10 protein-coding genes are annotated in these 11,576 nt (G+C 61.4%); 6 read left to right on the plus strand and 4 right to left on the minus strand.

Annotated features, from left to right (window positions below; translation table 11 throughout):
• Positions 1-8 precede the first annotated feature (8 nt).
• Positions 9-1,157 carry a M14-type cytosolic carboxypeptidase gene (locus ACE3UG_RS03930; protein ID WP_374619907.1) on the plus strand — a complete coding sequence of 383 codons (1,149 nt, stop codon included), beginning with the start codon at positions 9-11 and terminating at the stop codon, positions 1,155-1,157.
• A 120-nt stretch (positions 1,158-1,277) separates the two neighbouring features.
• Here ACE3UG_RS03930 and ACE3UG_RS03935 read toward each other — a convergent pair whose 3' ends face one another.
• Positions 1,278-1,976: a BspC domain-containing protein gene (locus ACE3UG_RS03935; RefSeq protein WP_374619910.1), complete on the minus strand. Its 699-nt coding sequence runs from the start codon at positions 1,974-1,976 to the stop codon at positions 1,278-1,280.
• A gap of 273 nt (positions 1,977-2,249) precedes the next feature.
• Between ACE3UG_RS03935 and ACE3UG_RS03940 the strand changes: the two genes are divergently transcribed.
• A complete protein-coding gene (locus ACE3UG_RS03940) occupies positions 2,250-2,990 on the plus strand; it encodes a tRNA (guanosine(46)-N(7))-methyltransferase TrmB (RefSeq protein WP_374619912.1) in 741 nt (246 codons plus the stop codon).
• Positions 2,991-3,116: 126 nt separating this feature from the next.
• Here the strand turns inward: ACE3UG_RS03940 and ACE3UG_RS03945 are convergent, their stop codons facing one another.
• The 3 genes from ACE3UG_RS03945 to ACE3UG_RS03955 form a co-directional block, all read right to left on the minus strand.
• Positions 3,117-4,295, minus strand: coding sequence for a DUF2863 family protein (locus ACE3UG_RS03945; protein WP_374619914.1), 1,179 nt, complete (start codon positions 4,293-4,295; stop codon positions 3,117-3,119).
• A 135-nt stretch (positions 4,296-4,430) separates the two neighbouring features.
• Positions 4,431-4,991: a methylated-DNA--[protein]-cysteine S-methyltransferase gene (locus ACE3UG_RS03950; RefSeq protein WP_374619961.1), complete on the minus strand. Its 561-nt coding sequence runs from the start codon at positions 4,989-4,991 to the stop codon at positions 4,431-4,433.
• Between the two features lie 50 nt (positions 4,992-5,041).
• Entirely contained in the window at positions 5,042-6,523 is a 1,482-nt protein-coding gene (locus tag ACE3UG_RS03955) for an AlkA N-terminal domain-containing protein (protein WP_374619916.1), read from the minus strand.
• A 315-nt stretch (positions 6,524-6,838) separates the two neighbouring features.
• Between ACE3UG_RS03955 and ACE3UG_RS03960 the strand changes: the two genes are divergently transcribed.
• From ACE3UG_RS03960 to ACE3UG_RS03975, 4 genes are read left to right on the plus strand one after another with little or no spacing between them, the layout of a single operon-like run.
• The gene (locus ACE3UG_RS03960) at positions 6,839-9,004 is read left to right on the plus strand and encodes a type I secretion system permease/ATPase (protein ID WP_374619919.1); all 2,166 of its coding nucleotides are present in this window, start codon (positions 6,839-6,841) and stop codon (positions 9,002-9,004) included.
• A gap of 2 nt (positions 9,005-9,006) precedes the next feature.
• Positions 9,007-10,434, plus strand: coding sequence for an HlyD family type I secretion periplasmic adaptor subunit (locus ACE3UG_RS03965; protein ID WP_374619922.1), 1,428 nt, complete (start codon positions 9,007-9,009; stop codon positions 10,432-10,434).
• 18 nt (positions 10,435-10,452) lie between these two features.
• Positions 10,453-11,034: a hypothetical protein gene (locus ACE3UG_RS03970; protein WP_374619924.1), complete on the plus strand. Its 582-nt coding sequence runs from the start codon at positions 10,453-10,455 to the stop codon at positions 11,032-11,034.
• 23 nt (positions 11,035-11,057) lie between these two features.
• Positions 11,058-11,531, plus strand: coding sequence for a hypothetical protein (locus ACE3UG_RS03975; RefSeq protein ID WP_374619927.1), 474 nt, complete (start codon positions 11,058-11,060; stop codon positions 11,529-11,531).
• Positions 11,532-11,576 lie beyond the last annotated feature (45 nt).

An 11,576-nucleotide genomic window follows, 5' to 3' on the forward strand; every position in this document is an offset into this window, starting at 1 on the left:
GACAAATCATGACGGTGCACATCAGCAGCATGTTCGATAGTGGGGCCATCCACGTGGTGAGCGCCGAGCGCGCCGACGATATTCACGTGCGCATTGCGCAGGATTGCGCCGCCGAGTTTGCGCAGTGGTTCCACTTCCGCGTGCAGGGTGTGGGTGGGGCACCATGCCGTATCGTGTTCGACAATGCGGGGCAGACGTCGTATCCGCGTGGCTGGGAGAACTACCGGGCAGTGGCGTCGTACGATCGCGTGAGCTGGTTCCGTGTACCGACTTCATACGACGCGCAGGTCATGACGGTGTCGTTCACGCCGGCGCACGACAGCGTGTATCTGGCCTACTTCGAGCCCTATCCGGAGGAGCGGCATCTGGCGCTGCTCGGCACCGCGCAGAACTCGTCGCGGGTGGGCTCGCGCTCACTCGGGCGGACCGTCGACGGGCGCGACATGACCTTGCTCACCGTGGGTGAGCCTCGCGCGGGCAAGCGCAACATCTGGGTGATTGCGCGTCAGCATCCCGGCGAGACGATGGCGGAGTGGTTCGTGGAGGGGCTGCTGCGCCGACTGCTCGGCGCGGGAGACTGGGCGGGCGATCCCCTTGCCGCGGCGGTGCTCGACGAAGCGGTGCTGCACATCGTGCCGAACATGAATCCGGATGGGTCGGCGCGCGGCAATCTGCGCACGAACGCGGCAGGCGCGAACCTCAATCGTGAGTGGCTCGCGCCCGACCCGTTGCGCAGCCCCGAGGTGTACCACGTACGCTCGGCGATCGAGACGCTCGGATGCGACATGTTCTTCGATATTCACGGCGACGAAGCGCTGCCCTATGTTTTTCTCGCCGGGAACGATGGCGTCGAATGGGCGACCGAAGCGATGCTCGCGCGCGAAAAGGCGTTCGGCGCGCGTTTGAAGGCGGCCAGCCTCGACTTCCAGGACAAGTTCGGCTATCCGCCGGGCAAGCACGGGCCGGAGTCGCTCAAGCTTGCGTCGAAGTGGGTCGCCCATCGCTTCGGCTGTCTGTCGCTCACGCTCGAGATGCCGTTCAAGGACAATGCGAATCGCCCCGATGCGCAAGTCGGCTGGAGCGGCGCACGAAGTGCCGCGTTGGGGGCGTCGATGCTGGCCGCGATCTGGGCCCAGATGCAGGCGGATCACGCGTGAGCGAACCTCAGCAGGGTCAAGTCTGAGATGACGTAGCGAAGCACGACGCGCAATGCGTCGTGCTGCATCACGATGCCTGATCGACCCTGAACGCGCCTGAACGCGCCTGAACGGTCAGTGCTACTTTTTCTTCGCCGTCGTGTGCTTCTTGGCGGTGCCCGATTTCGACGACGACGCTTTCACCGGCGCTTTGCCATGCGATGCCTTGCCGTGCGACGACTTGGTCGTGGTGCCACGCTTGGCCGACCTCGCGCTCGCGTGCGACACCTTGCCATGCGCACTGCTGCGCTTGGCCCGTTTGACCTGCTTGACCTGCTTGACCGGTTGTTCGACCTGCGGAAGTGGCGACGTGTAGTTGAAGCCCATCATGCGGCCGTCGGCGTAGCCGCAGCGGATATGGATGTTGTCCGTCTGGCCGGTTGTACGTTTGCCGATGCCGTCGAGTTCGACCATCTGGGTGACGTCAACGCGCTGCTTGCGGTCGTCGAACGGACCGGACCACGGCAAGACCTTGGCGTGCTCCGCATCGAGCGCATGCTCCGCGTACTCGACGCTTTCGTACCCGGGCAGCGTGGCGACGACGAAACTGGCATGCGCAGCGCAGTCGGCCACGAGCGGATCGGCATGACGGGTGTTGACGTATTGCTCGACCAGCGCGCGATGCTGTTCGAGCGTGAATGCCTGAGCGGGGGCTGTAAAAACCATACCGGCCGACAGACACAGTGGCGCAGCGACAGACGCGATGGATGCGGTAGCGGCGACTTGGCGCACGGCTCGCATCACGGCGCTTGCTGCGCGTTGAAAAAATCGATTCGACATTGCTTGACGTATTCTCGGGGGCATTGCAGAGCAATGCGGGCATGCGACAACCCATCGTGTGGGTCTCTTGGACGCGCCGCTCGCGAGGAGGCATCGCCGCTTTTTGAAAGACAGCGGCAAAGCGGCTCCCATCTTAACCGAAAAAAAGGCGCTGACGCCCGCCGGGTAAGCCCTCAGACGTAACAGCGCCGGCCGAAAAAGTTACCGCGCGCTACAATGCGGGCCTGATCGCGCTTCGACGCGCCGTCGACCCCGCGTTTATCTCTATTCGGCATGTTCGCTAATTCACGCACTGTCGCCAGTGCTCAAACCGGTCCGCACGACAAACTGGCGGATCTCGTCAATCGCCATCGCAACGCTGTGTTTCGCAAGCCGCTCGCCGCCTACAGCGCGGCCGCCTTCGAGGCAGCGATCGCCGCGTGGCGCAATGCCGGGGCCGCACCGCTGATTATCGACGCGGGGTGCGGTGTCGGTGAAAGCACGTTGCGGCTGGCGGCGCAATTTCCCGATCACTTCGTCATCGGTATCGATCAATCGGAGAGCCGCATCGTGCGCGGTAAAGATTGGTGGGAGGGCGAGTGGCCCGAGAATTTCGTGTGGGTACGCGCCGATCTGGTCGATTTCTGGCGGCAACTGTTCGATGCCGGTATCCGTCCGGCACGCCACTACATTCTTTATCCGAATCCGTGGCCAAAGGTCGGTCAGCTTGCACGACGCTGGCACGCTCACGCGGTGTTTCCCACGGTGGTCGCGCTCGGTGGGGTGCTGGAATGCCGCAGCAACTGGGACATTTACATCGAGGAATTGGCCTTGGCCATCGAATGGCTCAGCGGTGTGCGTCCGGTCGTGCAGGCGTGGTCGCCTGACGCGAACGCTGCGCCCATCACGCCGTTCGAGCGCAAATATCTGGCCTCGGGGCACGGGCTGCATCGATGCGTCGTGACGTTGCCGCCGGCATCGCCTTCGTTGCCGTCAACTTCAACGTCAACGCCTTCACCGCCGCCATTGCGTTGATCGGCAGAGCACGCCGCAGCCACCACAAAAAAAGAAATGGCCGAGCGTTGATTAACGCCCGGCCATCGGTAGGGTGCCGTATTGCGCAGTATTACGCCATATTGCGCCGGATCGGCGCGACATCGGTCAGTGGAAATGCGGACGGCTTGGCTCGGCGTCCTCCGGCATTTCCGCATGGACGACTTCGCCCACCGGGTCCGGATACAGCGGCACGCCGCAGTCGTCGCAATACTCCGGATCGAAACGCCCCGGATGCTTGCGAATCTCGGTCACACCGCAAGCCTTGAGCAGATCGGTGACTTCGTCGAGCGCACCGCCTTCGACTTCGCCGTTCTCGCGACCGTACAGCGGCCATACGACACCATAGATGACATCGTTGCTGCCGCGCTGCGTAAAGCCGATGCGGTATTCGTCGATATTCTGCTCACCGAAGCCGCCCACGACCGCGCGCAGTTCGAGCGGGGTAAGGGTGAGCACGTCTTCGAGATAGCGCAGCGCAGTGCGGATCGTGTGCGGGCGGATGCGCTCGTCCGCCTCGCGGCAGCTCGCATAATAGGCATCAGGCAGCAGGCATTCGATTTCGCAACCCGGCAAGAGCGCATTCAGATTCGGTCCGCCCTGGGTCGACCAGGCTTCCTGGCATTGGCCGCGTTCTGCGTGGCGCGCGCCGTCCTCCTGCCAGCGGAACATCGGCGCCCCTTTGGGGACGGTGACGGCAGCAAGCAAAAAGCGCGGATCGGCGAGGATCGGGGCTGTTTCCGGCAGGTCGTTCGCCGGCTGCTTTACCTCGGTGCTGTCGACCGCCGCACGCACGAGTTGCTGGGTGACCTTCCACGATTCGCAATGGGTGCGCGGCAGTTGGTCGATGCTGTAGAGATAGGGGGAAATGGCCACGCGCGCGCATTCGGCCAGCACGTGCGCATGCAGATGCGCGCGAACGGGCATGAGGGCGTCGGCCTTGACCGGCCCGGACGGGATCGCGTAACGGGTCCAGGCGAGAATGGGGATGGCGACGAGCAGACCGTCCCACACCTGACCTTCGGCTTCCGGTTCGGCGGATTCGCTTTGCGACTCGATCAGATCGGCGAGCGCGCCATAGGCCTCGCTGTGGTTGGCCTGCAGGTGATCGAGTGCGGCGTCGATGGCCGGTTGATTGCCGGTGCGCAGCACGCGCGTGAGCAGCGTGTCGAGCTGGGCTTCCCAGAAGCGGTCTTCGATGCGACTACCCGAGGCAGCGAGCGCGAGCGCGTGGCCGACCAGCTTTTCAGCGTCGGGAGTCAGTCGTTTGGCAGTGCGTGAGCGCATAGTCGAGTAAAGCAGAAATACATGAACTCACGATTGTACGGCATGCGTGAACGCGATTGATGGGACGCACTCACCAATCGCGTCGTTTCTGAGCCTCGACGGGGGGGCGGCCCTCACGCCAGCCCCCGGATGCCGTCAGAAATCGAAGGCGAGATTGGCGGGCGAAGACAGTCGCGAACGACGTGTCGCCGCCGTGCCCGCGCCCGTGACCGGCGCGAGCGCCGCGCCTTCGAGCGAGAGCAGCGCCAGCTTGCGCTCGAGTCCACTGGCGTAACCGGTGAGGGTGCCGTCTGCGCCAATCACGCGGTGGCAAGGCACGATGATCGTTATCGGATTTCGCCCGTTGGCGGCGCCGACGGCGCGCGACTTGTTCGCGTCGCCCAGCGCGTGGGCGAGGTCGCCGTAGCTGCGGGTCTCGCCGAAGGGAATGCGGCACAGGGCTTCCCAGACACGTTGCTGGAAGGGCGTGCCTTCCGGGGCCAAGTCCAGTTCGAACTGGCGACGCCCGCCATGGAAATACTCGTCGAGTTGCTGCTTTGCCGCATCGAGCACCGAGACACCGTCGCCGTCGAGGCGTACGTCGCCGTTTTGCGGGAAGTACTTCTGGAGCGAGAAATAGACGCCGGTCAACGCTTCGCCGTTGGCGACGAGCAGCATCCGGCCCAGCGGGCTGTCGTAAAACGTCTCGTAGCGCATCACACAGGTCATTCGGGTCATTGGCGTCATTCGAATCGTATCGGGCATGCTCAGATCTCCAGCAAAATTTCGATCGGTTGGCCCGCCGGTCCTTGCGCGGCCGCGCGCCAGAGGTGCAGCGCGGCGTAGGCTCGCCAGGGAGCCCACTGTGCGGCGCGAGCGGCGACGGCGCGTCCGTCGGCGACGCCGAGCGCCTGACGCAGCACCAGATCGTCGACCGGCATGGCATCGGGCGAGCCAAGGGCGCGCATCGCGATGTACTGCGCCGTCCATGGACCGATCCCCTTGATCGCGAGCAACGAGGCGATCGTCGCTTCAAGCGGTGCCAGAGGATCGAGCCGCAGCCGGCCATCGACAATTGCCTGCGCCACGCCGTGAATGGCGGCAATGCGGCTTCGAATGATACCGGCTTCGCCGAGCGAGTCGGCCGGCACGGCAAGCATTTGTGCGGCGCTTGGGAAGGTATGTGTCAGGCCGTGTATGGCGCAGGGTAGCGGCGCACCGAAGCGTTGCGCGAGGCGTCCAAGCAAGCGTCGAGCGCCCTTGACCGTGATTTGCTGGCCGACGACGGCGCGCACGGCGATCTCGAAGCCATCGACGGCGCCTGGCACCCGCAGACCGGGGGTGGCGCAAGCCAGGGCGCCGAGGTGTGCGTCGATCACATCCGGGCGCGCGCCGAGATCGAACAAATGGCGCAGCTTGCCCAGCACCTGCGGCACGCTGCCGGCCAGCGCAGGCGGAAGCGTCACCTGAAGCGCGTGACGATCGGGCAGCGGGGCGATGCGACACCAACCGACCAACGATTGCCCGTCTTCGCGCTCTATACGTAGAGTGCGTGTGTAGGTGTCGCCGTCGCGGCGCTCCACGCCTTCGATGGCGCGCTCGCCGAGAAAGTCGAGCAGCGCATCCCAGGCAAACGGCGGCCGGTAGGCGACCTGGAAGACGAGGTCGCCATCGGGAATCGCCAACTGACGTGCGTTTTGACGCAGACGCCCTGGTGCGAAGCCGTACCGCGATTTGAACAGGCCATTGAAACGCCGCACGCTGCCGAAGCCTGCCGCGAGGGCGACTTCCGTCACGGGCAGGGCTGTGTCGGTGAGCAGACGCTTGGCGAGGAGCAGCCGTTGCGTCTGCGCGTACTCCACGGGTGAGACGCCGAATTCGTCGGCGAAGATGCGGCGCAGGTGCCGCTCGGTGATGCCGATACGCGCTGCCAGCGCGGGCAGGTCGGCGCGATTCAGGAAGCCTTCGTCGATCATGGCGGCGGCCGCGTCGGCGAGTTCGCGTGTCGCGTCGAAACGCGCCGCGCCTGGGGCGAGTTCCGGGCGGCATTTCAGGCAGGGACGAAAGCCGGCCTTTTCAGCGGCGGCGGCGGTACCGTAGAACGTGCAGTTCTCGAAGCGCGGCGTGCGCACGTTGCAGACCGGACGGCAGTAGACGCCAGTGGACGATACGCCGACGAAGAACCAGCCGTCGAAGCGACGGTCGCGGGCGGAGACAGCTTTGTAGCAGACTTCGGGGTCGAGCGTCATGGGCATGGGGGCGCCGGTGGTCTGGGGGGCGAGGGGGCAGAGACTGCGAACGTCACTCTACGCGCGAGGCGTATGAGGCGCTAGTCATTTTCGGACATGACAGCGGAGACGGCGGGGGCAAAGGGAGGGGCGTGTGTCGAAAGTCGGCCGGAAAGCTTGGGAAAGAGGCCGCGTCCCAAATTTTCTCGGATTCCGCCCATTTAAGCGTTCGCTGATATTCGATAACGTCGTGGACTGTTTCGCACAGTCCCCGAATAGTTCCGCTACGTCGGGTTGAAGAGGTACTTAGCCCCGTTCCGGAATATCAAAACCGTCATGTCGACGTCACCATCAACGCAACAGGCGGCTGTCGAAGCCCCGGATCCCGAACCTCACGCATCGCTGGACTCAGGCCTTGCATCGTTGATCCTGATTGCCCGATTTCACGCACTCTCCATCGACGCGGCGCAGCTCACGCATCAGTTCTGCGTTGACGGAAAACCCCTGGCGCAGGACGGGATTCTTCTGGCGGCCAAATCCCTCGGGCTCAAGGCCAAAGTGGCCAAACCCCGGCCGGAGCGGCTGGCACGAACGCCATTGCCGGCGATGGCTGCGGCACATGATGGCCGGTATTTCATCGTGGCACGCTGCGACGGCGTCAGCGTGCTGATTCAGGATCCGAACGAGAATCGTCCGCAAACGCTGACGCTTGCAGAATTCTCCGAACGTGCAACGGGCGAGCTGATTCTCTTCGCATCGCGGGCATCGCTCGCGGGCGAAATGGCGAAATTTGACTTTGCATGGTTCATTCCCGCCATCGTGAAGTACCGGCGGTTGCTGGCTGAAGTCGTGCTGGTGTCATTTGTGTTGCAGTTATTTGCGCTCGTGACCCCGCTGTTCTTCCAGGTTGTCATGGACAAGGTGCTTGTCCACCGCGGATTGAGCACGCTCGACGTGATTGCCACGGGCTTGCTCGCGGTTGTCGTTTTCGAGGTTGTGCTCACCGCACTTCGCAGTTTTGTCTTTTCACACACCACCAGTCGAATTGACGTCGAACTTGGCGCGCGTCTGTTTCGCCACCTGTTGAATCTTCCCCTTGCCTATTTTCAGGCACGACGGGTTGGCGATTCGGTGGCGCGTGTGCGTGAGTTGGAGAACATCAGGGCGTTCTTGACGGGCAATGCGATCACGTTGGTCCTTGATCTGCTCTTTTCCGTGGCCTTTCTCGCAGTCATGTTCCATTACAGCACGACGCTGACGTGGATCGTCATCGGCTCCTTGCCTTGCTACGTTGCGCTGACGCTGGCCTTTACGCCGATACTGCGCGCCCGATTGAACGAGAAGTTCAACCGTGGCGCGGAGAACCAGGCGTTTCTGGTGGAGACGATAAGCGGTATCCACACGGTAAAAGCGTTGGCGGTCGAACCGCAATGGATGCGGAAATGGGACCAGCAACTTGCCGCCTACGTCGCGTCGAGCTTCCGGACGGCGATGGTGGGTACGTTCGCGAATGGCGGCGTGTCGCTGGTGAGCAAGATCGTCACTGTTGCCACCATGTATGTCGGCGCCAGGTTGGTCATCGACGCCGATATGACGGTTGGGCAATTGATAGCTTTCAACATGTTAGCGGGACACGTCGCAACGCCGGTCATGCGGTTGGCGCAAATGTGGACGGAATTCCAGCAGACGGGGATATCGGTCCAGCGACTCGGGGACATTCTCAATACCCGAACCGAGATTTCGGGCGCCAAAAGTGTATTGCCTGCGATACGCGGTGCGATCCGTTTCGAACGCACCACGTTTCGTTATCGTCCGGACGCGCCGGAAGTGATCAAGGCCATCGACCTGGATATTCGGCCCGGAGAAGTCATCGGGGTGGTCGGACGCTCTGGCTCGGGCAAGAGCACGCTCACCAAACTGATTCAGCGTTTGCATGTGCCAGAGAGCGGGCGAGTGCTGGTCGACGGTGTCGATTTGGCGCTGATCGACGCGTCTTCGCTGCGTCGCCAAGTCGGCGTCGTGCTTCAGGAGAACGTGTTGTTCAACGGCACGGTGCGCGAAAACATTGCGCTTGTCGACCCAGGCGCTTCGCTGTCCGTGGTGATGCGCGTGGCAGAGCTGGCCGGCGCCCATGCGTTCATTACCGAGCTGCCGGATGGCTACGACACGCTGGTTGGCGAGCATGGCGCGACACTTTCCGGCGGGCAACGACAACGCATCGCGATTGCTCGGGCGCTGATGTCCAACCCGCGCATTCTGATTTTTGACGAAGCGACCAGTGCGCTTGACTACGAATCGGAGCGCGTTATCCAGAACAACATGCGCGCCATTTGTCACGGGCGCACGGTGCTCATCGTGGCGCATCGACTCTCGGCGGTGCGTGGTGCCAATCGAATCGTGGTGATGGAGCGGGGAACGATTGCGGAAGTGGGATCGCACGCGGAGCTTTTGCAGAAGCCGGACGGGATGTACACGAAGTTATACGGCATGCAACGGGGCTGACGATGATCCACACAAATCAATGGCGGGCGTTCGGTGACCTGTTGCAACGGTACGCGGATGTGTTTCGCGAAGCGTGGCGACAACGTCGTGAGAACGACGCAGCGCGCTACTTGCCGCAGGAGGCCGACTTCTTGCCTGCGGCTCTGGCGTTGCGTGAAAAGCCGGCACCCGTACTGCCCAGGGTCACGATGAGGCTGCTGATGGGGTTGGCGGCGCTTGCCGTGCTGTGGGCGGTGTTCGGAAAAATCGACGTCGTCGCGACCGCGCAAGGCCGGCTCATTCCGAGCGATCGCACCAAGACGATTCAACCGATGGAAACGGCGATGGTTTCAGCGATACACGTGAGCGATGGCGACGCTGTCCGGGCAGGGGATGTTCTCATCGACCTGGATGCCACCGGCGCAAGCGCTGACCGGGGACGTGTCGCTAACGATCTGCTGGTCGCGCGTTTGCAGGTCGCCCGGGCAAGGGCGATGTTGAAGGCGCTGGACGATGGACGATTTGATGCGATGGTCGCGCCGGAGGGCGCGCCGGCACCTCAGGTGTTGGAGGCGCGGCGGCATCTGGCGGGACAGTACTCCGAGTACGAAGCGCGCGTTTCCCGAGTCGATGCGGAAATAGCGCGCCGTGTGGAAGAGGCGCGATCGACACGCGCGCTGGTGGGCAAGCTCGAACAGACAGTGCCGATCGCCAAGCAACGGGCGCGCGATTTCGAGGCGTTGGCTGATAAGAAATTCGTGTCTCGTCACAGCTATCTGGAGAGGGAACAGTTTCGCATCGAACAGGAGGCCGACCTCGCCGCGCAACGCGGCCGGCTGCGGGAGATCTCGGCGGCGAAGCGCGAAGCGGAGCGACAACGTAGCGCGCTGACGGCGGAGACGCGCCGTGTCCATCTCGATGCGCTCAACGAGGGGATGCAGAAAGTGACCGGTTTGGAAAACGAACTGGTCAAGGCTGAAACGCGAGAACAGTTGATGCATTTGGTGGCGCCCGTGGATGGCACGGTTCAGCAGCTTGCGATGCACACGATCGGCGGCGTGGTGACGCCAGCGCAGGCCCTGATGGCCATCGTGCCGAAGGACAACCCGGTGGAAGTCGAAGCGTTTCTGGAAAACAAGGATATCGGGTTCGTCAATGTCGGCCAAGGTGTGGAAGTCAAGGTGGAGACGTTTCAGTACACCAAGTACGGGACGATCCCTGCGACGGTGGTCGGCATTTCTGAAGACGCGATTCGGGATGAGAAACGAGGCTTGATATATGCGACAAAGATCAGGTTGTCGCGATCGACGATCGATGTTGACGGGAGACGGGTGCGGTTGGCACCTGGGATGGTGGTGGTGGCAGAGATTAAAACGGGAAAGCGAAGGTTGATTGAATATTTCTTGAGCCCGTTGATGCAATACAACGCGGAGAGCTTCCGGGAAAGATGAGGGTATTGGGAGGGGGATATGCAGGATGTAAAGAAGAAAAAGTTGACGTTTCGCGATTGGTGTTTTGCGGTTTTTTTCTGGGGTGGACCGATAGGCTTGTCGGCGGCCATATCCATGCTGGTCCCAGATGACATATTGACGCATGACGTGGCAAGACAATGGGTTGAATTCGTTTTACAGGTTGCGCCGAAAATGCTGGATGTTCCTGTTGAATCTGAAATTCCACAAGTTGTGAAGTTCTATCACGCGACTATGCTTTCGGGTTTGGTCATCTGGGTTCCTGTATTGGTTTTTGTTTCGGTGAATAAGCTAATAAAAGATCGCTCGAACGGATTGTTGGATGGGTGCTATAAATTGGGAATTATTTACGTCATATTTGTAAGTTTTATAACTGATGCAATTCTTTGGTCTCATTGGGGGGTGGGGTACCAACATGGAAGAATGTCATTTTTTTGGTTTTCAAGGGGGAGTCTTTTTTTATTGGGATTTTTGCCATACCTATTGTTATTCATGGTGTTAGGGGTTGGGTTTTCAAAGTTGGTGGAGTTGTTTTTGTTTTCCAAAGGAGTTCCATGGTTTAAGCGCGATTCGTCGAGGTAATTTTTGCGAATTTGGAGGCAATAATGAGTGAAAGTAGGCAGGAAACAAGTGTTGTCCAAGTTGTGTTCGATTCCGGCATGGGGGCATTCAGCCAAGGGATGCAAGACATGCTGGCTAATGCGTTAAAGAATGCAGATACTCAAGCGAAGCTCGCGGCAAAGATCCCGGGTGCCAAGATATGGCTCGTTGGAAATCTCGGGAATACACTCCAAATTGGCATTGGTTTCGGCAAAGGCGATGCCAACATAGTCGGTGAAGCGCTGTTCAAGATTATCGGTAGTTCGATAGGTGGCGCAGCGGGAGCCATAGTTGGGGGTTTTTTGGGGGCGATGACTCCTCTAGCGGGGGTGGGGCTTTGGATCGGCCGAATCGGTGGGGCGGTTGGGGGGGCTTATTTGGTAGAAGATCACGTCGCGAGGGGGTGTCAGAATTTCCGTGTTCAAGGCGGGTTGAGAATTACACGGACGGTCGAACGAATCGATCCGCGTAAAGGATAGCGAATTGGTTCATTGCTGTCTTCCAGTCCTTGGCTGCGCGGCCCC

It is taken from the genome of Pandoraea sp. (assembly GCF_041919235.1).
GTDB lineage: Bacteria > Pseudomonadota > Gammaproteobacteria > Burkholderiales > Burkholderiaceae > Pandoraea.